The following is a 25,880-nucleotide window of genomic DNA, read 5'->3' as shown; positions in this document are numbered from 1 at the left end:
TGTTTTGCATGCTGTGACGAGAGATGTGTGTGTTTATTGCTCGTAAGTATAGGTAAAGTCAGAGATGAAGCCATCACCCGCTTCGGCAATGGCTTTGGATAATCCCTGGTAGTACTTCTCCAGCCCCAGCGCTTCGATACGCTGGATCTGTTCGCGGACAGGAGCGCAGAACAGAACGGCATTCCCCGCTTCTACGCGTTTGTTATTCGGTGGAAGGTCGCCCGCGATGGCTTTAAACCACGTCCTGATACCTTGCTTTAAATTATGCGGCGCTTTTGTCAGGTTATCCATGCCCGTCAGGACCTGCAGGGTCGGAAACTCGTCGGCCAGCACGGCGGTTTTCATGCGTGCAAAAAACTGGCTGAACAATTCAAACGATCCCAGATCGGTCACGCGCGGTTTGGTCGTTTTACCGTTTTTATTGCCGATTTTCCCTGCGGCTGACGCTGCGGCCGGAACCGCATTCACCTTTTCCAGCTCCAGTCCGAATAACAAATTACAGTGCGCGCGGCGCTCTTTCAGCGGGTAGGACATCAGCACGTCAATGAACCGGGTAGCTTTCACATCCGCAAGACTGTGGTTGATAAGCCACTGGGTACGGGAAAATTCAGCCGGAGAGACGAACCAGTCGGGTACCTCATCGAAACGTTTTGATTTTCCCTTGCCGTCAAATTCAAGGAAGTGCGTCCCGTTGTCGAAGGCGAAATAGCAGTTTTTGAAACTGCCGATCGTGGTGTTCACGATGAGCGCCTTCTTAACAAAATCCACCACCTCTGCACCAATGACAAAACGCGTGAGTTCCGACGATTTGATGACTTCCATTAATGTTTCGACATCAGGAACACCAGGCTTCAGGGAAGGAAACTCATAAAAGATATGTGCCATGTCGCATACTTCCTGTAGTGATGGTGGTGACAAATAACAAACAAAAAGTTTAACACTTGCTTTAGCGTGAGGCTATTCGCTCTGTGCGGACGAAAGGATTATGCTACACACGGTTGTTACACGAAGCGGTTAACGGAAGCGCAATGAACGATAACAAAAAACGATTACATCTCAGGGATATCGGATTTCGTGTCGGGGAAAACACGATCCTGCAGCACGTCGGGTTTAGCCTGTCGCCGGGCGAGTTTAAACTCATCACGGGCCCCTCAGGCTGCGGTAAAAGTACGCTGCTGAAGATTGTGGCCTCACTCCTTAGCCCGACGGAGGGAACCATTCTGTTTGAAGGCCAGGATATTGCGTCACTTTCACCGGAAAGCTATCGCCAGCAGGTCTCCTACTGCGTGCAAACCCCCGCGCTTTTTGGCGATACGGTTTATGACAACCTGATTTTCCCGTGGCAAATCCGCAATAAAACGCCGGAGCCGGAAAAATTTATCAGCGATCTGGCCCGTTTTGGCCTGCCGCAGGAGACGCTGAGCAAATCCATCACTGCGCTGTCGGGCGGAGAAAAGCAGCGCGTCTCTCTGATCCGTAATCTGCAGTTTTTACCGAAGGTGCTTTTGCTGGACGAAATTACCAGCGCGCTCGATGACGCCAACAAACGCAACGTCAACGAGATCATTCATCGCTACGCCCGCGAGCAGAACATTGCCGTGCTGTGGGTGACGCATGACGCTAACGAAATTACCCATGCGGATGACGTGATTACGCTTCAGCCGCACGGCGGGAAAATGCAGGAGGCAAACCGTGGGTGAGCATAACATTACCAATGAATCGCTGGCGTTTTCGATGGTGCTGGTATTGATTGCAATTGTGGTCAGCTACCGGGAAAAGCTGGGGCTGGAAAAAGATATAGTGTGGAGTATCTGCCGCGCGGTGATTCAGCTCATCATCGTCGGCTATGTGCTGAAGTATATATTCAACGTCAACCACGCGGTGCTGACGCTGCTGATGGTGCTCTTTATCTGTTTCAACGCGGCGTGGAATGCGAAAAAGCGCAGTAAATACATTGATAAGGCGTTTATCTCGTCGTTTATCGCCATTACCACCGGGACGGCGCTCACCCTGGCGGTGCTGGTGCTCTCCGGCTCGATTGCGTTTACGCCGATGCAGGTTATCCCCATCTCCGGGATGATTGCGGGGAACGCCATGGTGGCCGTTGGGCTGTGCTATAACAATCTCGGCCAGCGTTTCAGCAGTGAACAGCAGCAGCTACAGGAGAAATTAAGCCTGGGAGCGACGCCTAAGGTGGCCTCGGCGCGGCTGATTCGTGAGAGCATTCGCTCATCGCTGATCCCAACGGTAGATTCAGCCAAAACGGTGGGGCTGGTGAGCCTGCCGGGCATGATGTCGGGGCTGATTTTTGCCGGTATCGATCCGGTAAAAGCGATTAAGTATCAGATCATGGTGACGTTTATGCTGCTTTCCACGGCAAGCCTGTCAACCATCATTGCCTGCTACCTGACCTATCGGAAGTTCTACAATTCACGGCATCAGCTGGTGGTGACGCAGTTGAAAAACGTGCGCTGATTGTGCCGGGCGGCACTGCGTTTGCCCGGCCTACGATTCGTGCTTTTGTAGGCCCGGTAAGGCGAAGCCGCCACCGGGCATTTTTTGTTAGTAGAGCAACGCGTACAGCTGGCGACGATACTTCGACGCCAGCGCGTCTCCGGTGCCCAGCGCGGCCAGGATCTCCTGGAACATCTTACGCGCCTGACCGTCTGCGGCGGCGAGGTCTTTTTGCAGATGGCTGAACAGCAGCTCCAGCGCCTCTTCGTTACGGCCCACCTGGTGCAGCTGCAGCGCAAGCTGGCTTGCCAGCGCGGCGTCGGCCGGGTTGTCGGCGACCTGCTGCTGCAGTTGCTGAATTTCCGGGGTGTCCGCGGCCTGTTTCAGCAGCTCAATTTGTGCGACCAGCCCCTGATAGCGGGTGTCCTGATCCTGCAGCGGAACCGTTTTCAGTACGGCTTCCGCGTCTTCTGAACGGTGCAGGGCGATCTGCGTTTCCGCCAGCAGCAGGCCAATCTGGCTGTTCTGATTCGACAGCTGCCACGCGTCTTTGAGCAGCGGCAGCGCCTCGTCGTATTTGCCTTCCTGCATCAGCGCCATGCCTTCCTGCGCTTTCAGCTCTTCTTCGCGCGGCAGCACTTTATCCAGCAGGGCGCGGATAGCCTCTTCCGGCTGCGGTCCCTGGAAGCCATCAACAGGCTGACCGTTCTGGAACAGATAGACGGTAGGAATGGCGCGCAGACCAAACTGGGACGCCACCATCGGCTCGGCGTCACAGTCCAGCTTAGCGAGAATGAACTGACCGTTGTACTGGGCGGCAAGGCTTTCCAGCACCGGCGTCAGCTGCAGGCAGTGTTGGCTGCGTTCAGACCAGAAGTAGAACAGCACCGGTTTGGTCATCGACTGTTCAAGGGTTTGTTGCAGGTTAGCTTCTGTAATATTGACGATATTCTGTACGGACATGCGGCTTTCTCTTTTGTCGGTTTGTTCTTTACATGGGGATGCGCGTCGCCGCTTCAACTCAACCGTGTAAAATTTTGTCCATCATCCGGCCCGGCAGCAGGCGTTTTAACCAGCCTACGGCGTGGGTGACCAGCGTCACCGGATAGCGCATTTTGGGATGTTCGCTCTCAAAAGCATGGCGCACTTTGGCCACAACCGCTTCTGGCCCGAGGGTAAAACGTGCGGCAATGCCGGGGTTCTCGACCGGTTTATCCGACTGCGTCTGGTTCACGTTTTCGGTAAAACGAGTGCGGATCGGGCCGGGTTCAATCAGGCTGACCTTAATGCCGCTGTGGCGTAGCTCCATGCGCAGGGCGTCGGACCAGGCCTCCAGCGCATATTTGCTGGCGGCGTAGGCGCCGCGGCCCGGGGTGGAAATCAGCCCCATCACTGACGATGTCATCACGATGCGCCCTTCACCGTGCGGCAGCATCGCGGGGAGCAGGCGCATGGTGAGCTGATGCACGCCGAAGAAATTGGTCGAAAACTGTTTCTCCAGCGTTTCGCGGGAGAGCGTATCCAGCGGGCCATACACGCCGTAGCCGGCATTGTTAAAGAGCCCGTATAGACGATTGTCGGTCAGCGCGATCACTTCATCGGCGGCGCGTTCAACGCTCTCCGGCGAGTCCATATCCAGCAGCACGCCGGTAAAGCCCAGCCCGTTCATGCGTTCGACATCGTCGGGTTTACGACAGGCCGCCAGGACCCGAAACCCCTGGCGCTTCAGTTCGAGCGCGCTTTCCAGGCCGATTCCACTGGAACATCCTGTAATTAAGACCGATTTTTGCATAACTTTACCTGTCAGGATCTCCGCTTAATCAGGAGTCATGTTTAACTAAAGGAGCCAGCCGCGTTGCCATCCAGTCGGCAATAAACGGCTGAGCATCGCGATTGGGGTGGATCCCGTCATCTTGCATCCACTGGGGTTTGAGATAGACCTCTTCCATGAAAAATGGCAGCAGCGGAATATCAAACTCTTTGGCAAGCTTAGGGTAGATCGCGCTAAAGGCCTCATTATACCGACGACCGTAGTTGGCGGGCAGGCGAATTTGCATCAGCAGCGGCTGGGCGTTTGCCGCCTTGATGTCCTGCAAAATGGTGCGCAGCGTTTGCTCGGTTTGCTGAGGCTGGAAACCGCGCAATCCATCATTACCGCCAAGCTCCACCAGCACCCAGCGCGGCTGATGCTGTTTGAGCAGCGCAGGCAGGCGCGACAGGCCCTGTTGCGAGGTATCACCGCTGATGCTGGCGTTGATTACAGCGGTCTTGCTCTGCCATTTGTCATTGAGCAGGGCGGGCCAGGCCGCGCTGGCCGCCATGCGATAGCCTGCGCTCAGGCTGTCGCCGAGAACCAGTAACGTGTCCGCTGCCGCCGCGCGGAAGGTCATCAGAATCAAAAACAGGAAGGGCAAATGCCAGCGGAAAACAGTGTTGAAGTTCATCATCTTAAGAAGTCCGTCGGTCAGGGGGAACACGAGCTTTCCATCCTTACTGGAGTTGAACTCGTTGTCAAACGCGCTGAAACCATCGCGCTGATTGGCGAATCCGGTTCCGGTAAGTCCACGCTGCTGGCGATTTTAGCCGGTCTGGACGACGGCAGCAGCGGCGAGGTCCACCTTGTCGGGCACCCGCTGCACCAGCTTGATGAAGAGGCGCGGGCCGCGCTGCGCGCGCGTCACGTTGGTTTTGTCTTCCAGTCCTTTATGCTGATCCCCACCCTGAACGCGCTGGAAAACGTCGAACTCCCGGCGCTGTTGCGCGGTGAAAACAGCCGTGAAAGCCGCACGCATGCGAAGGCGCTGCTGGAACAGCTCGGTCTGGGGAAACGTCTCGACCATCTTCCCGCACAGCTTTCCGGCGGCGAGCAGCAGCGCGTGGCGCTGGCGCGGGCGTTCAACGGCCGTCCCGAAGTCCTGTTTGCCGATGAGCCCACCGGTAACCTTGACCGTAAAACCGGAGACCGGATTGCCGACCTGCTGTTTTCGCTCAACCGCGAGCACGGCACCACGCTGATCCTCGTGACCCACGATCCTCAGCTCGCCGCCCGCTGCGACCGTCGCCTGCGGCTGGTCAACGGTATTCTTCAGGAGGAGGCATGATTACCCGCTGGTTCTGGCGCGAGTGGCGCTCGCCTTCGCTGCTGATCGTCTGGCTGGCGCTCAGCCTGGCGGTGGCCTGCGTGCTGGCGCTCGGCAGCGTCAGCGACCGCATGGAAAAAGGGCTCAGCCAGCAGAGCCGGGAGTTTATGGCGGGGGACAGGACGCTGCAAAGCTCCCGCCCGGTTCCGTCGGGCTGGATTGAAGAAGCGCGCAAAGAAGGGCTGAAGGTGGGGGAGCAGATAACCTTCCAGACCATGACCTTTGCGGGCGACACGCCGCAGCTGGCCAGCGTGAAGGCCGTGGATGACATCTACCCGATGTACGGTGACTTACAAACCAGCCCGCCGGGGTTAAAGCCGACGCCTGGCACGGTGCTGCTGGCATCTCGTCTGATGGCGCTTCTGAACCTTAAACCCGGAGACAGTATCGACGTCGGCGACGCCACCCTCAAAATTGCCGGGGAAGTGGTGCAGGAGCCCGACGGCGGTTTTAACCCCTTTCAGCTTGCACCCCGCCTGCTGATGAACACTGCGGATGTCGCGGCAACCCATGCGGTACAGCCGGGCAGCCGCGTCACCTGGCGCTATAAGTTTGGCGGCACGCCTGTCCAGCTTGGCGCGTATGAAAAATGGCTTCTGCCGCAGTTAAAACCGGAACACCGCTGGTACGGGCTGGAGCAGGACGAAGGGGCACTCGGTAAATCGCTGGAACGTTCTCAGCAGTTCCTGCTGCTGTCGGCGCTGTTGACCCTGCTGCTGGCGGTGGCGGCGGTAGCCGTGGCGATGGGGCACTACTGCCGCAGCCGTTACGACCTGGTGGCGATCCTCAAAACCCTGGGGGCGAGCAGGGCGCAGCTGCGCAAGCTGATTGTCGGTCAGTGGCTGATGCTGCTGGTCCTCTCCGCGATTACTGGCGGAATAATCGGGCTGCTGTTTGAAAAACTGCTGATGGTGATGCTCAAACCGGTGCTTCCGGCCGCATTGCCGCCGGCCAGCCTCTGGCCGTGGCTATGGGCAATCGGCGCGATGACGGTGATTTCGCTGCTGGTAGGGCTACGCCCGTACCGCCTGCTGCTCGCGACGCAGCCGCTGCGCGTGCTCCGTAACGATGTGGTGGCGAACGTCTGGCCGCTGAAGTTCTACCTTCCGGTGATTATTGCGGTGGCGGTGGGACTGCTGGCATGGCTGATGGGGGGCAGCACGCTGCTGTGGGCGGTACTGGCCGGGGCGGTTGTGCTGGCGCTGCTGTGCGGCGTGCTGGGCTGGATACTGCTCAACGTCCTGAAGAGGCTGACGGTAAAATCCCTGCCCGTGCGCCTGGCGGTCAACCGCCTGCTGCATCAGCCGTGGTCAACGCTCAGCCAGCTGTCGGCCTTCTCGCTGTCGTTTATGCTGCTGGCGCTGCTTTTAGTGCTGCGCGGCGATCTGCTCGATCGCTGGCAGCAGCAGCTTCCGCCGGAAAGCCCGAACTATTTCCTGATCAATATCGCGCCTGAGCAGGTCACGCCGCTGAAGGGCTTCCTGTCGGAGCATCACATTATCCCTGAGTCGTTCTATCCCATCGTTCGCGCGCGTCTGACGCAGATCAACGGTCAGCCAACGGAGGGGAACAAGGACGAGTCGCTTAACCGCGAGCTGAACCTGACCTGGCAGGATAAACGCCCTGACCACAACCCGATAACCGCCGGCACCTGGCCGCCGAAAGCGGGAGAAGTCTCGATGGAAGAGGGGCTGGCGACGCGCCTGAACGTGAAGCTGGGAGACAGCGTCACCTTTACCGGCGATACCCAGGATTTTACCGCGAAAGTCACCAGCCTGCGCAAAGTGGACTGGGAAAGCCTGCGGCCAAACTTCTTCTTTATCTTCCCGCCGGGCGCGCTGGACGGGCAGCCGCAGAGCTGGCTGACCAGCTTCCGCTGGGAAAACGGCAACGGCATGCTGACCCAGCTTAACCGGGAGTTTCCGACCGTCAGCCTGCTGGATATCGGGGCGATCCTGAAGCAGGTAGGGCAGGTGCTGGAGCAGGTGAGCCGCGCGCTGGAGGTCATGGTGGTGCTGGTGACGATCTGCGGCGTGCTGTTGCTGCTGGCCCAGGTGCAGGTGGGCATGCGCCAGCGCCATCAGGAGCTGGTGGTCTACCGCACGCTGGGGGCCGGAAAGCGGCTGCTGCGAATGACGCTCTGGAGCGAGTTTGCGCTGCTGGGGCTGGTGGCGGGTCTGGTAGCGGCCATCGGCGCGGAGACGGCGCTGGCGGTGCTGCAGACAAAGGTCTTCGACTTCCCGTGGGAGCCTGACTGGCGTCTCTGGTTGATCCTGCCTCTCTGTGGCGCGGTGCTGCTTTCTCTCTGCGGAGGCTGGCTCGGCACGCGGCTGTTAAAGGGCAAAGCCCTGTTCCGTCAGTTTGCGAGTTGATTTAGTACGGTGATAATTACGCGCCGGTTTCTAATGCCGGCGCGTAATGTTTAAATAGCACAAAGTGATAATACCCACTCATTTAGTAGCACAAAACATTAAAAACCCGACCACACAGCCCGATTATTTCCAGTTAATATTCACCCGCTAAATATTTAGCAGCGTGTCTATTAAGGAAAAATAATGACTATAAAAAAATCAGCGCTGGCGGCAACGATCGGCGCGGCAGTGGCATTGACTACCTTCGCTTCTCAGGCGGAAATCACCGTTCTTAAGCAGGATCCTCAGGCGGGTAATCCGCTGAGCCGCCTGAACTTCACCGTTGGCGGCAGTATCCGTCCTCAGTTCCAGAACATGACTGGCGACGACGGTAAAAACAGCTACAAGCGTAACGGCTTTGACGGCGGCACCCGTTTCCGTTTCGCGGCTGATTACTACCTGTTTGATGACATCAGCTGGATCAGCTACTACGAGCTGGGTGTGAATATTCCCGCGCAGTTTAACTGGGATCACCACTACGCCGACGGCGCGCACGACACCACGCGTCGTATGCTCTACACCGGTCTGAAGAGCGACACCTGGGGTACGCTGACCTTCGGTCAACAGAACAGCGTTTACTATGATGTGGTGGGCGCGAAAACCGATATCTGGGATTACGACATGATCGGTCAGGCTCCGGGTAACGGGATCAACGGCGATTACGACGGTTCTTACCGTTCACGCCAGATGCTGAAATATAAGAAAACCGTGGGCGATGCCGACATCTACGCATCTTACCTGTTTGAAGACAGCGAATATCTGCCGGGCAACGGCCTGCGCTACAAGCGTAAAGGCGGCGGTTCACTGGGTCTGGATTATCACCTGACCACCGATCTGACCTGGGGCGCAGCGTGGAACTACACCCGCGCGGACATGCGTAACCCGGACAACGGCGACAGCAAAACCTACGACCAGAACATTCTCGGTACCGCGCTGAGCTGGACGCCGGATAACTGGACCTTCTCCGCAGGCGGCGGCTGGTACCAGAACTTCCTGACCACCAAAAAAGTGTCGGTTAACGACTACTTCGCCGGTGATGCATGGGGTATTGAATACTTTGCGGGCTACAAGTTCCCAATCGGTCAGTATGCGGTTAAATCCATCCAGCCTTACTTCATGGGCGACCGCATTGAGTACGTGAACGGCCGTAACTACCAGCGCATCGACAACGGCGTGGGTATCAGCTTCCAGCTGGATTACGGTTTCCGCGTGGATTACGAACACGTGTTCACTTCCAGCACCGACAACCTGGGCGACATGAACCTGGTGCGTCTGCGTTACGACTTCTAAGTCGTCTGTTCCCCGGTGGCGCTGCGCTTACCGGGGCTACAAAAGTACATGTAGGCCGGGTAAGGCGTAGCCGCCACCCGGCTTTCTTTTAGCGATTAAGCCAGTCAGCGACCTCGCCATACGTCCCGCGATAGACAATCTTCTCCGCTTTTTTCTCCAGCTGATAGCCGTACATCGGGTCGTAATAGTCCTTCAACAGCGGCGCAAGCCAGCTGAAGTGCGCGTCAGTGCTGCCAGAGCGCTGCTGTTCCAGCAGCGCGGCATCTAACAGCGCGGTGAATTCTGCATATCGCTGCAGCCCCAGACGGCGGCGAATGGCGAACAGGCCGTGATGCAGATACTCGCTGTACTCCTTCCAGCCCGCTTCCTCGCCGTAGGCAGCAGAAAAGTCCGCCCACATATGGTCGAAATACTCTTCGCGCAGGCGCTCAAGGCGGACGTCAAACGGGTCTTCGACGACAACGATAGGGGCTTCAACCATGCGGTCGCGCAGGCACTCCGGCAGGTGGTTGGAGCCAATCATCCGGCCCTCATCTTCCAGCACCCAGCGCGCGGCGTCTTTTTTCAATAGCTCAACCGCAAGGTGGTTTTCAAAGCTGGCCTGGGAAAGCTGAGGCGTGAGCGTGCGGCCAAACGACGAACCGCGGTGGTGCGCCAGCCCTTCCAGATCGATGCCCTGTGCGTGCTGCTTCACCAGCAGGGTTTTACCGTTTCCGGTGCAGCCGCCGATAAGCACCATCGGCTTTTGCGACTGCTCAATCGTCACCTGAATCGCCGTCTGACGCAGGGCCTTATAGCCGCCGCGGATCAGCGGGTAGTCGACACCCGCCTCTTTCAGCCAGGCCTGCGAGATATGCGAGCGCTGGCCGCCGCGCGCGCAGCAGAGAAAGCCCTCAGGATGGGCCAGGCTGGCCTCGCGCCAGGCGTTGATGCGTGCCTCACGCGTCTCGCCGCTCACCAGACTATGGCCGAGCGCCAGCGCGGCGTCCGGACCCTGGCGTTTATAGCAGGTGCCCACGGCGGCGCGCTCGTCGTCGTTCATCAACGGCAGGTTAAGGGCGGCGGGCATCGCGCCCTGGGCAAATTCGATCGGCGCGCGAACGTCGATTAAAGGGGTATCAGACGCGAGGATCGCGCGATAGTCCGTTCCATCGTTCATGGTTATTCCAGAAGAAAACTAGGCAGCAATGGGCGGGGATTGTACGCCGGGGAAGGGGAAGGTCAACTCCCCGGCGCAGATGTCTTACTTGAGCTTTGATTGTGCCCAGACAATACCGCTCGCATATTCCGGCGGCAGGAGTGGGACTATGGCTTCCAGGGTGGCGCTCAGGCGGCCCGTGTCGCTGTCGTTCAGGTTCAGGTGACCGACCTTACGACCCGCGCGAACCTCTTTGTCATACCAGTGCAGATGCACCAGCGGCAGCTTCAGCCAGTCGTAGTTCAGATCGGTGCCGATCAGGTTGATCATCACCGACGGGCTGTCCACCACCGGCTGCGGCAGCGGCAGGTCGGTGATCGCGCGCAGGTGCAGCTCGAACTGGCTGATGGACGCGCCGTTTTGCGTCCAGTGGCCGCTGTTGTGCACGCGCGGCGCAAGTTCGTTGATCAGCAGACCGGACGGGGTGATAAAGCACTCCATCGCCATGACGCCCACATACCCGAGTTCGTGCATGATGGCAGAGAGCATGTCTTCCGCCTGCGCCTGCTGGTCAGCATTGGCGTGCGGGAAGGCGACGCTGGTGCGCAGAATGCCGTCCTGATGCAGGTTATGCGTCAGCGGATAAAAGACGGTATGCCCGTCGTGCCCGCGCGCGCCAACCAGCGACACTTCGCCGCTAAAGTTGATGCCCTGCTCAACGATGCACTCGCCGTAGCAGTCGTCCGGCAGCTCGGCGGTGTCGTTCGCGCGCAGACGCCACTGACCGCGGCCATCGTAGCCGCCCACGCGGCGCTTCACGATTGCCAGCTCGCCCAGCATCGCGAAGACATCATCCCATTCGCTTTTATCGGACAGGAGCTGCCACGGCGCGGTCGGCAGACCGAGCTTGTCGAACAGCTGCTTTTGCGTCAGACGGTCGGCAATAATCGGGAAGACGTCGCGGTTAACGAAGGCGTTATGACACGCCAGCTCGCGGGTCAGTGCGGTTTCCGGCCAGCGTTCGATCTCGGCGGTGATCACGCTCTGGTGGAACGGTACGGCTTCAGGTTCAGCATCCAGCCCGACGGGCCAGACGGCAATACCCAGCGGCTCACCGGCCTGACGCAGCATGCGGCCTAGCTGGCCGTTACCGAGGACGCAAACCTGCTTCATGCCGCACCCCGCGGGTCCGGATTATCCAGCACTTCGTCGGTCTGGGCTTTACGCCAGTCCGCCAGACGCTGGTGCAATGCTTTATCGTGCGTCGCAAGAATTTGCGCCGCCAGCAGGGCTGCGTTCGCTGCGCCCGCTTTACCAATCGCCAGCGTGCCGACAGGAATACCGCGCGGCATCTGGACGATGGAGTAGAGGCTATCCACACCGCTTAACGCGGCGCTTTGTACCGGGACGCCCAGAACCGGCACCAGGGTTTTGGCGGCAATCATGCCCGGCAGATGTGCTGCGCCGCCCGCGCCGGCAACGATCACCTCATAACCGTTCTCCTCGGCGCTTTCGGCGAAGCTGAACAGTTTGTCCGGTGTACGGTGCGCGGAGACCACTTCAACGTGGTGCGGAACATTCAGGATTTCAAGGATTTCGGCGGCGAACTGCATGGTAGCCCAGTCGCTTTTGGACCCCATCACGATGGCGACACGCGCCGGATTATTGCGGGAAGACATGCGTCTTAAAACTCCTGTGGTGCGAAACACACTGCTTTCGAGGGCACAGAGAATAGCATGTTATACGGGCAAGGAAAACGGTTGCGCGGTTAAATCTTGAGCCGTTGTTGCCATCAATTCATAACAAAACAGACCGCGTTCTGGCGGTCTGTTTTCATCAATCGGCAATGATTATTTAGTCAGTTCTGCGGTCATGTACACGCGGTTGTCGACCTTCGCGCTCGTAATTTTATAAGAGGCACCCTGTTCGGCGGCCTGCGCGGCAATTTTCGCTTCTGCGCGGTCAAGGGTAGAGGCGGTTGCGCTCACGCTCTGCGCGAAAGAACCGAAAGAAACCAGGGAGAGAGCAGTAACTGCAACGAAAGTTTTGATGGATTTCATGGTCGTATTCCTAAAGTATTTTGTCTGGGATAGGCCGTTTTGCCCTGATGTGATAAATAATAGGCTGACCACGGGCTGATTAAAATCGAAACAATTTGCCGATATTGTTCAAAAAAATAGAATGAATTGTGATAAGGGATTAAAACGGAAACGCGATCAGCTCCACGCCCTCAGGCGTGACTTTGACCATGGAGCCTTCGGCGTGCCAGGCACCTAATACCACGCGACGGGCCGGTTCTCCGTTGGCGATAAGGGAATGCACGTCAGGGCGATGCGTATGACCGTGGATCAACCACTGAACGCCATGCTTCTCCATCACGCTCACCACGGCCTGCGGGTTCACGTCCATGATGGTCATGGATTTGCTGCTGTTGGCGGCTTTACTGCCCGCGCGCATTCTGGCTGCGATACGGTTGCGGATAAACAGCGGCAGCGCAAGGAACGCCTTTTGGATCCACGGGGTGTGGACCTTGGCGCGAAACGCCAGGTAGCCGGTATCGTCGGTGCAGAGCGTGTCGCCGTGCATGATCAGGACCTTGCGGCCATAGAGGTCGAGCACCTGCTCTTCCGGCAGCAGCGTCATGCCGCTTTCGCGGGCGTAGCGCTTGCCGATCAGGAAATCACGGTTGCCGTGAATGAAGTAGCAGGGGACGCCGGAATCTACCAGCGCGTGAATGGCGGCTGCCATTTCACGGTGCAGCGGGTTAGGGTCGTCGTCGCCAATCCAGGCTTCAAAGAGGTCGCCCAGGATGTACAGCGCATCGGCGCTTTTCGCTTCACCGCGTAAAAAACGCAGAAAACCGGCGGTTATCGCCGGTTCTTCTGTTTGCAGATGCAGATCCGCAATAAAGAGTGTCGCCACGAATTACTCGCTGACGGTCACGCTTGTAATCACAACGTCTTCTTTAGGAACGTCCTGGTGCATACCGCTGCGGCCAGTAGAGACGGCTTTGATCTTGTCAACCACGTCCATACCTTCAACCACTTCTGCGAATACGCAGTAGCCCCAACCCTGCAGGCTTTCGCCGGAGAAGTTCAGGAAGTCGTTGTCAGCCACGTTAATGAAGAACTGCGCGGTTGCAGAGTGTGGAGCCTGAGTACGCGCCATCGCCAGCGTGCCGCGGGTGTTTTTCAGGCCGTTGTTCGCTTCGTTTTTGATCGCTTCTTTGGTGGCTTTCTGGTTCATGCCAGGTTCGAAACCGCCGCCCTGGATCATAAAACCGTTGATCACGCGGTGGAAAATGGTGTTGTTGTAGAAACCTTCGCGGCAGTAGTCCAGGAAGTTTTTAACTGTTTCAGGCGCTTTGTCATCAAAGGTTTTGATTACGATATCGCCATGATTAGTGTGGAAAGTAACCATTTTTGCATCCTGTTCCGTTATTGTGGTACGTCGACCCGCGTTCGGGTCATCTATAGGGGCTTGTTATAGCATAACCACAGGATGCGATCACCTTGCATTGTGTGCTGCTTCGGGTTTGAATTACGGGTAGAATACCCGGTTTTCAACCACACACGTGTTTACATGGAATCTTCGATGTTAAAAATCTTTAATACAATGACGCGCCAAAAAGAGGAATTTAAACCTATCCATGCCGGGGAAGTCGGCATGTACGTGTGTGGTATTACGGTTTACGATCTCTGTCACATTGGCCATGGCCGTACCTTTGTCGCTTTCGACGTGGTGTCGCGCTACCTGCGTTTTCTGGGGTACAACCTGAAATACGTGCGTAACATCACCGACATCGACGATAAAATCATCAAGCGCGCTAATGAAAACGGCGAGAGCTTTGTGGCGCTGGTTGACCGTATGATCGTCGAAATGCACAAAGATTTTGACGCCCTGAATATTCAGCGCCCGGACAGCGAGCCGCGCGCGACCCACCATATCCACGAAATTATCGACATCACCGAAAAGCTGATCGCACGCGGTCACGCCTACGTTGCGGACAACGGTGACGTGATGTTCTCGGTGCCGACGGACCCAACCTACGGTTCACTTTCCCGTCAGGATCTGGATCAGCTCCAGGCCGGCGCGCGCGTTGACGTGGTTGACGTGAAGCGTAACCCGATGGACTTCGTGCTGTGGAAAATGTCCAAAGAGGGCGAACCAAGCTGGCCGTCCCCGTGGGGCGAAGGCCGCCCGGGCTGGCACATTGAATGTTCCGCGATGAACTGCAAACAGCTGGGCAAGCACTTCGACATTCACGGCGGCGGTTCGGACCTGATGTTCCCGCACCACGAAAACGAAATCGCGCAGTCCACCTGCGCCCACGGCGGCGAGTACGTGAACTACTGGATGCACTCCGGGATGGTCATGGTTGACCGCGAGAAGATGTCTAAATCGCTGGGTAACTTCTTCACCGTGCGCGACGTGCTGAAGTATTACGACGCGGAAACCGTGCGCTACTTCCTGATGTCCGGCCACTATCGCAGCCAGCTGAACTACAGCGAAGAGAACCTGAAGCAGGCGCGCTCGGCGCTGGAGCGACTGTACACCGCGCTGCGCGGGACCGACAGGTCTGTTCCTGCGGCAGGTGGCGAAGCGTTCGAAGCTCGCTTTGTTGAGGTGATGAACGACGACTTCAACACCCCGGAAGCCTACTCCGTGCTGTTCGACATGGCGCGCGAAGTGAACCGCCTGAAGACAGAAGATATGGCCGCGGCGAATGCGCTGGCGTCCCATCTGCGCAAGCTCTCCTCCGTGCTCGGCCTGCTGGAGCAGGAGCCGGACGCGTTCCTGCAGAGCGGTGCGCAAGCGGACGACGGTGAAGTGGCGGAAATTGAAGCGTTGATCAAAGCGCGTCTGGAAGCGCGTCAGGCGAAAGACTGGGCGGCGGCAGATGCGGCGCGTAACCGTCTGACCGAGATGGGCATCATTCTGGAAGATGGCCCGCAGGGCACCACCTGGCGTCGTAAGTAAGTCTGTAACGCCCGGTGGCGCTTACGCTTACCGGGCCTACAAAATCACGACCGTAGGCCGGGTAAGGCGTAGCCGCCACCCGGCTTTTCTTTTACCTCCGCCTCCACCACAGCAACCCCATCAGCACTACCCCCGGCAGCCACACCCACAGCAGTTCTGAAACGATCACCTGATGCCCGTACGGCGTGGTATAGCGCGACAGCGCAAACGGCGCGACCTTAATGACCTGCCACGGTGCAAAGAAGCGCTCATCAGACCATGGCCACAGCCAGCCGACGCCTTTCCCGCCCGTGGTAATCGAATCCAGCAGGCTGTGCGACAGCAATGACACCGTTAAAAACAGCCAGCACCGCGTCAGGCTGGCCCGGAACCATCGTCGGCCAATCAGCACGCAAAGTATCGGCACCACAAAGGCGAACAGCAGGGAGTGGGTAAAGCCGCGATGGCCGAAAATATTGCCGTATGCGACGCCGAACTTGAACGCCAGCACGTCGGCATCCGGCAGCATGGCGAGGACAATCCCGGCAAACAGCAGGCGGGGAGGAATTACTTTGGTTCCCAGGCCTAAGCCCAGACAAAGCGGAACAGCAGCGTGCGTAATAACGGTAGGCATTGACATTATCCATGGCAAATCATGGAAATATAGCAGTAATCTCGCGCTAGCAGACCTGTTCTAAATTCTGATTTTACGCCGACTCGCGCGCGATAAGCTGCCCGGAAAGCGTAATGCGCTGGGTTTGCAGCGTCGGCTCTTTCAGCGTGCGAATGATCAGCCCGGCAGCCTGACGCCCCGTCTCTTCGCTGGCGGACGACACGTAGGTAAATGACGGCGAGGTGAGATTTACGTGGAGCATATCTTCGAAACCGACCAGCGCGACCTGCTGCGTCAGAAACACATCTTTACCCACCGTCCGTCCGACCTGATGAATGCCGGAGATGGAGCCGATCATGGAATCCGGCGAGTGGCAGAGCAGGGCGGTGATGGTGTTGTTCTTTTCCAGCAGCTGGCGGGTGGCGAAACCCGCGGCCAGGGTGTCATCGCTGCAGGCCGGAGAGTATTCATCACGCCAGACCAGCCCGTTCTGCGTCATCGCGCTGCGAAAACCGAGCAGGCGCTGCTCGCGGATAAGGCAGCCTTCACGTCCGCCAATGTAGGCGATATTGCGATGGCCGCGCTCGATAAGATAACGCACCGCCAGGTTTGCCGCCTGACGGTTGTCGCGCATCACCAGATTGCATTTTTCATCCAGCAGCGACTGAGAGACCACAACCAGCGGCAGCGGACAGTGGCGAATGTGTTCCGGCAGGGTAGCTGTGCGGGTATCCGAGGCCAGATAGATCACCCCGGCGACGCCCTGCTGCTTAAACGACAGCAGGCAGCGCTCAAGATGGTCATAGTCGTTCTGAGGCTGACCGAGAAAAACCATATACCCCTGTTTTTCGAGATCCTGGACGATGCTCGCCATCACCTTGATGGAGAAACTGTCGCTAAAGTCACGGAGGATCAGGCCAATCAGATTGGACGTATTGGCGCGGAGGTTGGCAGCGGCGACGTTATGAACATAGCCCAGCGTATTGATGGCAGCGTTGACCTTCTCGATCGTTGCCTCTGAGATTTTCCCTTTCTGGCGCAAAACCAGCGATACGGTTGAGACCGAAACGCCCGCGTGCTTTGCGACATCAATAATGCTGACTTTCTTCAAAACCGCTCCCTGAAATTTGCCGATTATCAGCCAGATAAAACACGTCTCCCAGCGTACAGGAGACGTGTCGATCAGGCATCTTATTATTTGCCGATCATGGTGGACATGGTCTGGGCGATAAACTGTGCTCTGGCACCGAAAATCACCTGAATACCGTTGTCGCCGACGAAGACCACGCCCCGCGCGCCGAGCCCGTTCAGGCCGTCTTTATCAACCGCCTCGCTTTTTGCCACTTCCAGACGCAGACGGGTGATACAGGCGCCGACGGAGTCGATGTTATGCGCCCCGCCCAGCAGGGAGATGATCTCGGTCGCGAGTTCTGAGTCAGACTTATCATCCGCGTTGGCGGTCACTTCAGTGCGGCCCGGCGTTTTCACGTCGAAACGACGGATCACAAAGCGGAACGTGAAGTAATAAATCAGGCCCATTGGAATGCCGATGATAATGGCATTCAGGAAGTTGGTCTTATAACCGTTAAAGGACGGCAGGATCCCGAATGACAGATAGTCGATAAAGCCCGCGGAGAACGACTTGGCGATATGCGCATGCAGCAGATACATGGTCATGTAGGCCAGACCCGCCATGATGGCGTTAAAGACGTACAGGATCGGCGCCACGAAGATAAAGGTAAACTCGACCGGTTCGGTGATCCCCGTCAGGAAGCAGGTCAGCGCCGCAGAGAACAGAATACCGGCCGCGATTTTCTTATTCTTCGTATGGGCTTCGTGATACATCGCCAGGCACGCTGCGGGCAGCGCGAACAGCATCAGCGGGAATTCCCCCTGCATGAACTTACCGGCGTTCTGGTAGGTGTCGCTGCTGAAGGATTTCACCCCTTCTTCCAGCATCTTGAACCAGATGGTCTGGTCGCCGTGGATCACCTGGCCTGCCTGGGTGGTGTAATCCCCGAACGAATACCAGAAGGACGGATACCAGATGTGGTGCAGACCGAGCGGGATCAGCGCGCGTTCCACCAGACCGAAGATAAAGGTCGACGCCGCCTGATTATCGCCGTTCACCACCACGGAGAGCGCGTCGATACCGGCCTGAATATGCTGCCAGACGTACGGCAGCAGCAGCCCCATCAGGAACGAGAGGAACGCCGTTGCAATCGCCACGAAGCGCTTACCGGAGAAGAAGCCCAGGAACTCCGGCAGCTGCATGGTGTGGAAGCGGTTATAGCACCAGGCCGCGAGAATACCGCAGATCAGGCCGCCGAAGACGCCCATCTGCAGCGTCGGGATGCCGACCACCATGGCGTATTTCCCGCCCTGGGAGGCCATTTCCGGCGTGATGCTCAGCACGGTGCTGATGGTGATATTCGTGACAAACACCGAAACGGCCGCAGACAGCGCCGCAATACCGGATTCTGACGCCAGACCCACGGCGGAGCCAATGGCAAACAGCATCGGCAGGTTATCAAAAATAACCCCGCCCGCGTTCATCATCAGCGGCAGATGAAACTTATCGCCGAAGGCCAGCAGCAGGCCCGCAGCGGGAAGCAGTGAAATTGGCAGCATTAAGGCGCGACCAATCATCGATAACTTAGACAGCGATTTAACAAACCCTGATATCAGACCCATGCTGATTTCCCCCGAGTAGCGCTTTTTTTGGCGCTGTTATTGTAAGTAGAACGTTTTAGTAGAACGTTCTACTTATCGTGGGCAAAGAGTGAAAAACGCGCAACTGAATTTTCACGTTTCAACAGATGAAATAGTGATTATTTGAAGTGGATCGATAAATAACCGTGATGGGTGTGAGGGGATTGTGAGAGAAATTGCCGGGTGGCGGCTTCGCCTTACCCGGCCTACAAACGGAGACAGTGCGTAGGCCCGGTAAGCGCAGCGCCACCGGGCATCAAACGGCTCAGGCCGTAACGGTTACGCTCTGTCCTTCAAAGCTCACGGTCTGGCCCGCGACAATCTTGCAGCGCTTGCGCGTTTCTACCACGCCGTCCACTTTAACCAGCCCGTCGGCGATAACGATTTTGGCCTGCGCGCCGCTTTCGCTCCAGCCTTCCAGCTTCAGCAGATCGCACAGCTCAACGTGCGGGTGTTTACCTAATGAAAAAGTCGCCATCTTACGCGTCCTCTACGTCGTGATATTCTTCGCATGCCTGCAAAGTATTCTGAATCAGTGTTGCAACGGTCATCGGGCCTACGCCGCCCGGTACTGGGGTAATGTAAGAGGCGCGAGCCGCGGCATCTTCGTACACCACGTCGCCGACCACTTTGCCGTTTTCCAGACGGTTAATCCCGACGTCCACGACGATCGCCCCCTCTTTAATCCACTCGCCCGGAATAAACCCCGGCTTGCCGACCGCGACGATCAGCAGATCGGCGTTCTCGACGTGGTGACGCAGGTTTTTGGTGAAGCGGTGGGTGACGGTGGTGGTGCAGCCGGCCAGCAGCAGCTCCATGCTCATCGGGCGGCCCACGATGTTGGATGCGCCGATAACCACGGCGTTGAGTCCGTAGGTGTCAATGTTATAACGCTCCAGCAGCGTCACAATCCCGCGCGGCGTGCACGGGCGCAGACGCGGCGCACGCTGGCACAGGCGGCCAACGTTGTACGGATGGAAACCGTCCACGTCTTTATCCGGTGCGATACGCTCCAGCACCTTCACGTTGTCGATACCCGCCGGCAGCGGCAGCTGAACCAGAATACCGTCGATCTCTTTATCGGCATTCAGGGTGTCAATAAGTTCCAGCAGTTCTGCTTCGCTGGTGGTTTCCGGCAAATCGTAAGAGCGGGAGACGAAGCCCACCTCTTCACACGCTTTGCGCTTGCTGCCGACATAAATCTGCGATGCCGGGTTGCTGCCAACCAGCACAACGGCCAGCCCAGGTGCGCGAAATCCTGCCGCTTTACGCGCCTTCACTTTTTCCGCGACCTCAGAGCGCACCTGCTGCGCAATCGTTTTACCGTCAATAATCTTTGCTGCCATCAGAGAGAAGATTCCGTCTGTAACGTTTGAAAGGGGGGATGGCGTGTATTTTGTCAGAAGCGAGCGTCGCTGTCAGTCACCCTTTACGCGTTTTTATCAGTGAGACGCAAAAACCCTTCTTAGGGGATGGTCAATTTCTTAGGTGGGATTAGGATGTGACCTGGCGAAATGGCAGTGTTTTGACATATTTAAAAACTGCGTCCTGAGCTACTTTGTCTCCTCCGAAATAAGCTTTCAATTACTCAATTGAACGTATTTCTTATTCCCGATTATTCGCGGGAAGGGTTATTTACATTTTAAAGGAATAGACATGAAACTCAGCAACATTGCTTCTTCTGTTATTGCAACTTTGGCCCTGGTTGCGGGTGCCGCAAATGCAGCAGATCCTGCGACGCCGGTTTCCGTAAATGGCGGTACCGTACATTTTAAAGGTGAGCTGGTTAATGCTGCTTGTTCAGTAAATACTGATTCTTCCGAGCAGACCGTTAATCTGGGTCAGTATCGCACCGCGAAATTTACCAAAGTGGGCGACACCACCTCTAATATTCCATTCAACATTGAACTGAATGATTGCGATCCGCTGGTTGCCAAAACTGCAGCCGTTGCGTTCACCGGTCAGATCGACCCAACCGACAAAACCCTGCTGGCCGTCACCTCCGGCAGCAACGACAACACCGCGAAAGGCGTGGGTATTGAGATCCTCGACAGCAAATCCAGCGTTCTGACCCCAGACGGTGCGACCTTCTCTGCTGCGCAGACGCTGATCGAAGGGACCAACACCCTGAAGTTCACCGCGCGTTATAAATCAACGGCTGCCACCACCGAGCCGGGCCAGGCGAACGCTGACGCCACCTTCGTAATGAAATACGAATAATTCCTCCGCACAGGGATGTTCAGGCCTCAGGGATGAGGCCCGTCATACGCAAATGCCAGGAACGAAGGATGACAAGGACTGGAACACTACTGCTGTTAACCCTTGCGATGGCTTGCCCGGCATCGGCGCATACCGTGGTGATCGAGGGTGGCAAGGTTCATCTCCGGGGTGAACTGGTGAACGGCGGCTGCGCCGTGGCCCCCGACAGCCAGAATATGCGCATCGACATGGGGCAGTACCGAACCAATTCATTTTCCGGTGTGGGCAGTTTTTCCACGGTGAATGTGCCTTTCACCGTGCGGCTGCTGGACTGCAGCGTTGATGTTTCGCGCACCGTGGGGATCCAGTTTCAGGGCGTCACACCCGCAGAAGATCCGCAGGTCTTTCTGGCGACATCGCGGCCGGGTGAAACGCCTGTCAGCAGCGGCGTGGGGCTGGCGCTCTTTGACGAACAGCAGCGTCAGATTATTCCAAATGCCACGGCCGTCAGCTGGCTGCCGATCGATACCCACGAGCTCGCGTTCCATTTTAGCGCCCGCTATCGGGCTATTTCCGAACACCTCGAGCCAGGCAAAATTCAGTCGGATGTCTGGTTTACGTTGATTTATCCATAACACCTGCGAACACATTATTAAAGGTACGGTTGTGATGAATACCCTAATTAAACCAGGACTTTTTTTATCGTTTATTTTGATGATGGTTTCTGCCTGCGCAAATGCGTCCGGCGGTATTGCGCTGGGTGCTACGCGCGTTATTTATCCGGCAGAGGCGAAGCAAACGTCGCTTGCGATCACCAACAGCAATAAACAGGAACGCTATTTAATTAACGCGTGGATCGAAAATGCGAGCGGGCAAAAAGAAAAAACCTTTGCCGTCACTCCGCCCCTGTTTGTTAGCGAGCCGAACAGTGAAAACACGCTGCGTATTATTTACGCCGGGCCGGCGCTGCCTGCCGATCGCGAATCGCTCTTTTACATGAACGTGAAGGCGATCCCGTCAGTGAACAAAGCGAAAACGGAAAACAATAACGTGCTGCAGCTGGCGATCCTCTCACGCATCAAGCTCTTTGTGCGCCCAAACAACCTGGCGATGCAGCCGGAAGAGGCGCTTTCCCAGCTGCGGTTTGAGCGCGCGGGCACCCATCTCAAAGTCAGCAACGCTTCTCCGTATTACATCACCCTCGTCAATCTGAAGCTGGGCGGGCAGCAGCTGGATAACCTGATGGTTGCGCCGAAAAGCTCGGCTCAGCAGGTGCTGCCAGCCGGTGCCGGCGGCACGCTTTCCTGGCAGAGCGTGAATGACTACGGTGCCATCACTCCGGCGCGTAGCGTCAACCTGTGAGCAGAGTCAGGGCGATGAAAAACCACCAGAGACGTTACTGCCCGGTTGCACTGGCGCTGATGGCTGCGCTCTGGCCGCTGGCTGGCTGGAGCGAAAGTTATTTCAACCCGGCCTTCTTGTCCGACGACGCCGCCAGCGTGGCGGATTTGTCGCGTTTTGAACAAGGACACCAGCAGGCACCCGGCGTTTATCGCGTGGATATCTGGCGTAACGATGAGTTTATCGGTACCCAGGACGTGCGTTTTGAGCAGGCCGAAAACACGCCGCCGGTGGCGGGCGGTTTGTCGGCCTGCATTACGCGCGCGATGCTCGATCGCTTTGGCGTCAACGTCGCGGCGTTTCCCGAGCTGGCTAAGGTGCAGGGCGAGACCTGCGTTCCGCTGACCACGGCCATACCCGGCAGCGAAACGGTATTCAACTTTGCCTCACAGCGTCTGGACGTCAGCCTCCCGCAGGTGGCCTTGCAAAACAGCGCCCGGGGCTACATTCCGCCCGAACAGTGGGATGAAGGCATCCCCGCCGCGCTGGTGAACTACAGCTTCTCCGGTAACCGGGGAAGCGAAGACGACAGCTATTACCTCAACCTGCAAAGCGGGTTGAACTATGGCGCCTGGCGTTTACGTAACAACGGCGCGTGGCGCTACACGCAGAATAACGGGCAGCGGCACAGCGAGTGGCAGAATATTGGCACCTGGGCGCAGCGCACCGTCATCCCGCTTAAAAGCGAACTGGTTCTGGGCGACAGCAATACCGGAAATGACGTCTTCGACAGCGTCGGTTTCCGCGGCGGGCGGCTCTTCTCGTCCGACAGCATGTACCCGGACAGCCTTCAGGGCTACGCGCCGACCGTGCGCGGGATCGCCCGTACGCCCGCCAAAGTGGTGGTGCGTCAGAATGGCTACGTTATCTATCAAAGCTACGTGCAGCCGGGCGCATTTGCCATTACCGATCTTAACCCGACCTCCTCAAGCGGCGACCTGGAAGTCACGGTCGAAGAGAAAGACGGCACCCAGCAGCGCTATACCGTGCCGTACTCCACCGTGCCGCTCCTGCAGCGTGAAGGGCGCTGGAAGTACGACCTCGTCGCGGGCGATTACCGCAGCGGTAACAGCGATCAGGATACGCCGTTCTTCACCCAGGGCACCCTGATTACCGGTCTTGCCAACGGCTACACGCTCTACGGCGGGACGCAGCTGGCGTCACGCTATACCGCGGTGGCCGTCGGGGCCGGAAAAAACCTGGGTGACTGGGGGGCGGTCTCGCTCGATATCACCCACGCCCGCAGCCAGCTCGCGGACGACAGCAAGCATGAAGGGCAGTCTCTGCGCTTCCTCTACGCAAAATCCCTTAACGGCTTCGGCACCAACTTCCAGCTGCTGGGCTACCGCTACTCCACGAAAGGGTTTTATACCCTCGACGATGTGGCCTGGCGCTCAATGGAAGGCTATCAGTATGCCGATAGCCAGAACGATAGCGATGTGCCGGACGTGCAGAGCTATCACAACCTGACGTGGAATAAAAAAGGCCGCTTCCAGCTCAACGTATCTCAGTCGCTGGGGGACTACGGCTCGGTCTACGTCTCCGGTAGCGAGCAGACCTACTGGGGAACAGACGAGACGAACCTCTGGTACCAGCTGGGCTACGCGGGGGGCGTGAAGGGGATCAACTACTCCGTCTCGTGGTCGTGGAACAAATCCGTTGGGATAGACGGTACCGATCGGATCGCGTCGTTTAACGTCTCCGTGCCGTTCAGCCTCTTTACCCGTCAGGGCTATCGCCGGGACAGCGCGATTGACCGCGCCTACGCGACGGCATCCGCCAGTCGAAACAGCGATGGCGACACAAGCTGGCAAACCGGCGTCAGCGGAACGCTGCTGGAGGACCGCAACCTGAACTACAGCGTGACCCAGGGACACGCCAGCAACAACGGCTCAAGCGGAAGCGCCAGCGCCAACTGGCAGGCGACCTACGGCACGCTGGGCGTGGGCTACAACTACTCCCGCGACCAGCACGATCTCAACTGGCAGCTCTCCGGCGGGGTGGTCGGCCACGCCGACGGCGTGACCTTCAGCCAGCCGCTGGGCGACACCAACGTGCTGATCAAAGCGCCGGGGGCATCAGGCGTCAGTATTGAAAACCAGACCGGCGTGAAAACCGACTGGCGAGGCTACGCGGTGATGCCGTATGCCACCGTCTACCGCTACAACCGCGTGGCGCTGGATACCAACACCATGAGCAACAACACCGATATCGAAAACAACGTGAGCAGCGTGGTGCCGACCAAAGGCGCGCTGGTGCGCGCCAGCTTCGATACCCGCATTGGCGTGCGCGCCCTGCTGACGGTGATGCGCGGCAACCAGCCCGTGCCGTTCGGCGCGGTGGTCCGTGAAACCCAAAGCGGCGTGACCAGCATGGTGGGGGATGACGGGCAAATTTACCTGAGCGGGCTGCCGCTGGAAGGCGAACTGCTTATCCAGTGGGGCGACGGGGCGCAGTCCCAGTGTCGCGCGCACTATCGCTTGTCGCCTGAAAGCCAGAACCAGGCCATTACCATGGCAGGGGCAAGCTGTGATCGTTAACGAGGTTCCAAAAATGCGCATTTTACGCAACGTAATGAGCTTTGCGCTGCTGTGCAGCGCGATGCCCGCATGGGCAACGGTTTGCCAGAACTCCACTGGCGTGGCGAAGGATATCTCCTACGATCTCTCAAACGTTTTTAACAGCTCCAATAACAAACCGGGGCAAATTGTGACCCTTGCGCAAAAGTCCGGGCTGGTCGGCGTAAATGCCATCTGCCCCAAAGGAACGAGCGGGAAGTCCACGATGCGTAGTTACGTCACCAGTCTGCCGATAACGACGGTGATTGATAACTATAAGTATGTGCAGCTGAATGACTACCTTGATGGCGCAATGCAGATCCACGATGACTTCGCGGGTACGTTCTACCCGCCAGCCAACTATATCCAGATGGGGCAGCACCCTAACGTTCCGAATAACAAGGCGTTTCCGGTTACCGACTCGAAGCTTGTCTTCCGCCTGAGAGTCACGCGGCGGTTTATCAATATGGTGGTGATCCCGCAGCAAACCATGTTCCGGGTGTATGTGACGACCACAACCTCTGACCCACTGAATACGCCGGTGTATACCATCAGCTATAGCGGTACCATTCAGGTGCCGCAAAGCTGCGCGATAAATGCCGGGCAGGTGGTGGAGTTCGATTTTGGCGATATCGGTGCATCGTTGTTCAGCCAGGCGGGTGCCGGTAATCGTCCCCAGAAAGTCTCACCGCAAAGTAAAACCATTGCCATTAAGTGTACGAACGTGGAGGCCAACGCTTATCTGACGATGCGCATCGAGGCGGAAAAAGTCTCTGGCAATGCGCTGATTTCCGATAACCCGGATCTTGGATTTGTGGTAGCGAACGATAGCGGTGCCCCTCTGACGCCTAACAACCTGAACAGCAAAATACCGTTCCGCCTGGACGACAGCGCGCAGGCGCAGGTAGCAATTCGGGTATGGCCGGTGAGCATTACCGGGAATAAACCCGCCGAAGGCCGCTTTACCTCTCGCGGCTATCTTCGCGTGGATTACGATTAAGGGGG

26 protein-coding genes are annotated in these 25,880 nt (G+C 57.6%); 11 read left to right on the top strand and 15 right to left on the bottom strand.

Annotated elements, in window-relative coordinates:
- Positions 1-33 precede the first annotated feature (33 nt).
- On the bottom strand, positions 34-885 hold the full coding sequence (locus tag V4835_RS18285; protein ID WP_331413146.1) for a hypothetical protein: 852 nt from the start codon (positions 883-885) through the stop codon (positions 34-36).
- 143 nt (positions 886-1,028) lie between these two features.
- Here V4835_RS18285 and fetA point away from each other — a divergent pair, with 143 nt between their 5' ends.
- Positions 1,029-1,700 carry an iron efflux ABC transporter ATP-binding subunit FetA gene (fetA, locus tag V4835_RS18280; RefSeq protein ID WP_331413145.1) on the top strand — a complete coding sequence of 224 codons (672 nt, stop codon included), beginning with the start codon at positions 1,029-1,031 and terminating at the stop codon, positions 1,698-1,700.
- The gene (fetB, locus tag V4835_RS18275; protein ID WP_023334753.1) at positions 1,693-2,475 is read left to right on the top strand and encodes an iron efflux ABC transporter permease subunit FetB; all 783 of its coding nucleotides are present in this window, start codon (positions 1,693-1,695) and stop codon (positions 2,473-2,475) included. The genes fetA and fetB overlap by 8 nt, the downstream gene beginning before the upstream one ends.
- Positions 2,476-2,562: 87 nt before the next feature.
- Here fetB and V4835_RS18270 read toward each other — a convergent pair whose 3' ends face one another.
- The 3 genes from V4835_RS18270 to tesA are packed head-to-tail and all read right to left on the bottom strand — an operon-like array spanning position 2,563 to position 4,898.
- A complete protein-coding gene (locus tag V4835_RS18270; RefSeq protein WP_024906867.1) occupies positions 2,563-3,417 on the bottom strand; it encodes a co-chaperone YbbN in 855 nt (284 codons plus the stop codon).
- A 58-nt stretch (positions 3,418-3,475) separates the two neighbouring features.
- Positions 3,476-4,246: an SDR family oxidoreductase gene (locus tag V4835_RS18265; protein ID WP_032641918.1), complete on the bottom strand. Its 771-nt coding sequence runs from the start codon at positions 4,244-4,246 to the stop codon at positions 3,476-3,478.
- 28 nt (positions 4,247-4,274) lie between these two features.
- Positions 4,275-4,898, bottom strand: coding sequence for a multifunctional acyl-CoA thioesterase I/protease I/lysophospholipase L1 (tesA, locus tag V4835_RS18260; protein WP_047650472.1), 624 nt, complete (start codon positions 4,896-4,898; stop codon positions 4,275-4,277).
- On the opposite strand from tesA, the gene ybbA reads away from it, so the two are divergent.
- The 3 genes from ybbA (at position 4,869) to V4835_RS18245 (ending at position 9,295) form a co-directional block, all read left to right on the top strand.
- Entirely contained in the window at positions 4,869-5,555 is a 687-nt protein-coding gene (ybbA, locus tag V4835_RS18255; protein ID WP_063145543.1) for a putative ABC transporter ATP-binding protein YbbA, read from the top strand. The genes tesA and ybbA overlap by 30 nt on opposite strands.
- Complete coding sequence (gene ybbP, locus V4835_RS18250; protein WP_331413141.1) at positions 5,552-7,966, top strand: putative ABC transporter permease subunit YbbP; 2,415 nt, start codon at positions 5,552-5,554, stop codon at positions 7,964-7,966. Before ybbA ends, ybbP begins: the two co-directional genes overlap by 4 nt.
- 183 nt (positions 7,967-8,149) lie before the next feature.
- A complete protein-coding gene (locus V4835_RS18245) occupies positions 8,150-9,295 on the top strand; it encodes a porin (protein WP_023310628.1) in 1,146 nt (381 codons plus the stop codon).
- Between the two features lie 88 nt (positions 9,296-9,383).
- Here V4835_RS18245 and mnmH read toward each other — a convergent pair whose 3' ends face one another.
- The 6 genes from mnmH to ppiB all read right to left on the bottom strand — a co-directional run bounded on the left by mnmH (position 9,384) and on the right by ppiB (position 13,853).
- Positions 9,384-10,454 carry a tRNA 2-selenouridine(34) synthase MnmH gene (gene mnmH / locus V4835_RS18240; protein ID WP_331413139.1) on the bottom strand — a complete coding sequence of 357 codons (1,071 nt, stop codon included), beginning with the start codon at positions 10,452-10,454 and terminating at the stop codon, positions 9,384-9,386.
- An 84-nt stretch (positions 10,455-10,538) separates the two neighbouring features.
- Complete coding sequence (purK, locus tag V4835_RS18235) at positions 10,539-11,606, bottom strand: 5-(carboxyamino)imidazole ribonucleotide synthase (protein ID WP_331413138.1); 1,068 nt, start codon at positions 11,604-11,606, stop codon at positions 10,539-10,541.
- On the bottom strand, positions 11,603-12,112 hold the full coding sequence (gene purE, locus V4835_RS18230) for a 5-(carboxyamino)imidazole ribonucleotide mutase (RefSeq protein ID WP_331413137.1): 510 nt from the start codon (positions 12,110-12,112) through the stop codon (positions 11,603-11,605). The genes purK and purE overlap by 4 nt, the downstream gene beginning before the upstream one ends.
- 171 nt (positions 12,113-12,283) lie before the next feature.
- The gene (locus tag V4835_RS18225; protein ID WP_149366090.1) at positions 12,284-12,493 is read right to left on the bottom strand and encodes a YdgH/BhsA/McbA-like domain containing protein; all 210 of its coding nucleotides are present in this window, start codon (positions 12,491-12,493) and stop codon (positions 12,284-12,286) included.
- Positions 12,494-12,632: 139 nt separating this feature from the next.
- On the bottom strand, positions 12,633-13,355 hold the full coding sequence (gene lpxH, locus V4835_RS18220) for a UDP-2,3-diacylglucosamine diphosphatase (protein ID WP_331413135.1): 723 nt from the start codon (positions 13,353-13,355) through the stop codon (positions 12,633-12,635).
- Between the two features lie 3 nt (positions 13,356-13,358).
- Positions 13,359-13,853, bottom strand: a complete 495-nt coding sequence (ppiB, locus tag V4835_RS18215; protein ID WP_023334762.1) for a peptidylprolyl isomerase B — start codon at positions 13,851-13,853, stop codon at positions 13,359-13,361.
- 174 nt (positions 13,854-14,027) lie between these two features.
- On the opposite strand from ppiB, the gene cysS reads away from it, so the two are divergent.
- The gene (gene cysS, locus V4835_RS18210) at positions 14,028-15,413 is read left to right on the top strand and encodes a cysteine--tRNA ligase (RefSeq protein ID WP_331413134.1); all 1,386 of its coding nucleotides are present in this window, start codon (positions 14,028-14,030) and stop codon (positions 15,411-15,413) included.
- Positions 15,414-15,504: 91 nt separating this feature from the next.
- Here the strand turns inward: cysS and V4835_RS18205 are convergent, their stop codons facing one another.
- From V4835_RS18205 to folD, 5 genes are all read right to left on the bottom strand, one after another.
- Positions 15,505-16,026: a metal-dependent hydrolase gene (locus V4835_RS18205; protein ID WP_331413133.1), complete on the bottom strand. Its 522-nt coding sequence runs from the start codon at positions 16,024-16,026 to the stop codon at positions 15,505-15,507.
- Between the two features lie 73 nt (positions 16,027-16,099).
- Complete coding sequence (gene malI / locus V4835_RS18200) at positions 16,100-17,116, bottom strand: Mal regulon transcriptional regulator MalI (protein ID WP_331413132.1); 1,017 nt, start codon at positions 17,114-17,116, stop codon at positions 16,100-16,102.
- A gap of 83 nt (positions 17,117-17,199) precedes the next feature.
- The gene (locus V4835_RS18195; RefSeq protein WP_063145734.1) at positions 17,200-18,699 is read right to left on the bottom strand and encodes a PTS transporter subunit EIIC; all 1,500 of its coding nucleotides are present in this window, start codon (positions 18,697-18,699) and stop codon (positions 17,200-17,202) included.
- A gap of 283 nt (positions 18,700-18,982) precedes the next feature.
- Positions 18,983-19,195, bottom strand: a complete 213-nt coding sequence (gene ybcJ / locus V4835_RS18190; protein WP_023334767.1) for a ribosome-associated protein YbcJ — start codon at positions 19,193-19,195, stop codon at positions 18,983-18,985.
- A 1-nt stretch (position 19,196) separates the two neighbouring features.
- Positions 19,197-20,063, bottom strand: coding sequence for a bifunctional methylenetetrahydrofolate dehydrogenase/methenyltetrahydrofolate cyclohydrolase FolD (gene folD / locus V4835_RS18185; protein ID WP_006809817.1), 867 nt, complete (start codon positions 20,061-20,063; stop codon positions 19,197-19,199).
- Positions 20,064-20,373: 310 nt separating this feature from the next.
- Here folD and fimA point away from each other — a divergent pair, with 310 nt between their 5' ends.
- The 5 genes from fimA to fimH all read left to right on the top strand — a co-directional run bounded on the left by fimA (position 20,374) and on the right by fimH (position 25,875).
- Positions 20,374-20,937, top strand: coding sequence for a type 1 fimbrial major subunit FimA (gene fimA, locus V4835_RS18180; RefSeq protein WP_331413131.1), 564 nt, complete (start codon positions 20,374-20,376; stop codon positions 20,935-20,937).
- A 68-nt stretch (positions 20,938-21,005) separates the two neighbouring features.
- Positions 21,006-21,551 (top strand): type 1 fimbrial protein subunit FimI, encoded by a 546-nt coding sequence (fimI, locus tag V4835_RS18175; protein ID WP_023334770.1) that lies wholly within the window; start codon positions 21,006-21,008, stop codon positions 21,549-21,551.
- A 34-nt stretch (positions 21,552-21,585) separates the two neighbouring features.
- Positions 21,586-22,278 (top strand): type 1 fimbria chaperone FimC, encoded by a 693-nt coding sequence (gene fimC, locus V4835_RS18170; RefSeq protein ID WP_063145735.1) that lies wholly within the window; start codon positions 21,586-21,588, stop codon positions 22,276-22,278.
- Between the two features lie 14 nt (positions 22,279-22,292).
- The gene (locus V4835_RS18165) at positions 22,293-24,857 is read left to right on the top strand and encodes a fimbrial biogenesis usher protein (protein WP_331413127.1); all 2,565 of its coding nucleotides are present in this window, start codon (positions 22,293-22,295) and stop codon (positions 24,855-24,857) included.
- Between the two features lie 13 nt (positions 24,858-24,870).
- Entirely contained in the window at positions 24,871-25,875 is a 1,005-nt protein-coding gene (fimH, locus tag V4835_RS18160; protein WP_331413125.1) for a type 1 fimbria D-mannose specific adhesin FimH, read from the top strand.
- The last annotated feature ends 5 nt before the right edge of the window (positions 25,876-25,880 follow it).

The sequence above is a fragment of the Enterobacter cloacae complex sp. CARB60 genome (assembly GCF_036487345.1).
Lineage (GTDB): Bacteria > Pseudomonadota > Gammaproteobacteria > Enterobacterales > Enterobacteriaceae > Enterobacter > Enterobacter asburiae_D.
Note: the sequence above shows the minus strand (reverse complement) of the source record. Positions and strands in the feature narration are given on the sequence as shown.

What these genes read in the sequence shown, in the direction of transcription:
- ybbA (WP_063145543.1), top strand. Translation starts at nt 4,869, where the DNA reads ATGCCAGCGGAAAACAGTGTTGAAGTTCATCATCTTAAGAAGTCCGTC.
- ybbP (WP_331413141.1), top strand. Translation starts at nt 5,552, where the DNA reads ATGATTACCCGCTGGTTCTGGCGCGAGTGGCGCTCGCCTTCGCTGCTG.
- V4835_RS18225 (WP_149366090.1), bottom strand. Translation starts at nt 12,493, where the DNA reads ATGAAATCCATCAAAACTTTCGTTGCAGTTACTGCTCTCTCCCTGGTT.
- V4835_RS18245 (WP_023310628.1), top strand. Translation starts at nt 8,150, where the DNA reads ATGACTATAAAAAAATCAGCGCTGGCGGCAACGATCGGCGCGGCAGTG.
- ybcJ (WP_023334767.1), bottom strand. Translation starts at nt 19,195, where the DNA reads ATGGCGACTTTTTCATTAGGTAAACACCCGCACGTTGAGCTGTGCGAT.
- cysS (WP_331413134.1), top strand. Translation starts at nt 14,028, where the DNA reads ATGTTAAAAATCTTTAATACAATGACGCGCCAAAAAGAGGAATTTAAA.
- V4835_RS18265 (WP_032641918.1), bottom strand. Translation starts at nt 4,246, where the DNA reads ATGCAAAAATCGGTCTTAATTACAGGATGTTCCAGTGGAATCGGCCTG.
- folD (WP_006809817.1), bottom strand. Translation starts at nt 20,063, where the DNA reads ATGGCAGCAAAGATTATTGACGGTAAAACGATTGCGCAGCAGGTGCGC.
- fimH (WP_331413125.1), top strand. Translation starts at nt 24,871, where the DNA reads ATGCGCATTTTACGCAACGTAATGAGCTTTGCGCTGCTGTGCAGCGCG.
- V4835_RS18285 (WP_331413146.1), bottom strand. Translation starts at nt 885, where the DNA reads ATGGCACATATCTTTTATGAGTTTCCTTCCCTGAAGCCTGGTGTTCCT.
- V4835_RS18195 (WP_063145734.1), bottom strand. Translation starts at nt 18,699, where the DNA reads ATGGGTCTGATATCAGGGTTTGTTAAATCGCTGTCTAAGTTATCGATG.
- tesA (WP_047650472.1), bottom strand. Translation starts at nt 4,898, where the DNA reads ATGAACTTCAACACTGTTTTCCGCTGGCATTTGCCCTTCCTGTTTTTG.
- ppiB (WP_023334762.1), bottom strand. Translation starts at nt 13,853, where the DNA reads ATGGTTACTTTCCACACTAATCATGGCGATATCGTAATCAAAACCTTT.
- fimI (WP_023334770.1), top strand. Translation starts at nt 21,006, where the DNA reads ATGACAAGGACTGGAACACTACTGCTGTTAACCCTTGCGATGGCTTGC.
- mnmH (WP_331413139.1), bottom strand. Translation starts at nt 10,454, where the DNA reads ATGAACGATGGAACGGACTATCGCGCGATCCTCGCGTCTGATACCCCT.
- fimC (WP_063145735.1), top strand. Translation starts at nt 21,586, where the DNA reads ATGAATACCCTAATTAAACCAGGACTTTTTTTATCGTTTATTTTGATG.
- fimA (WP_331413131.1), top strand. Translation starts at nt 20,374, where the DNA reads ATGAAACTCAGCAACATTGCTTCTTCTGTTATTGCAACTTTGGCCCTG.
- fetA (WP_331413145.1), top strand. Translation starts at nt 1,029, where the DNA reads ATGAACGATAACAAAAAACGATTACATCTCAGGGATATCGGATTTCGT.
- purK (WP_331413138.1), bottom strand. Translation starts at nt 11,606, where the DNA reads ATGAAGCAGGTTTGCGTCCTCGGTAACGGCCAGCTAGGCCGCATGCTG.
- V4835_RS18205 (WP_331413133.1), bottom strand. Translation starts at nt 16,026, where the DNA reads ATGCCTACCGTTATTACGCACGCTGCTGTTCCGCTTTGTCTGGGCTTA.
- V4835_RS18270 (WP_024906867.1), bottom strand. Translation starts at nt 3,417, where the DNA reads ATGTCCGTACAGAATATCGTCAATATTACAGAAGCTAACCTGCAACAA.
- V4835_RS18165 (WP_331413127.1), top strand. Translation starts at nt 22,293, where the DNA reads ATGAAAAACCACCAGAGACGTTACTGCCCGGTTGCACTGGCGCTGATG.
- purE (WP_331413137.1), bottom strand. Translation starts at nt 12,112, where the DNA reads ATGTCTTCCCGCAATAATCCGGCGCGTGTCGCCATCGTGATGGGGTCC.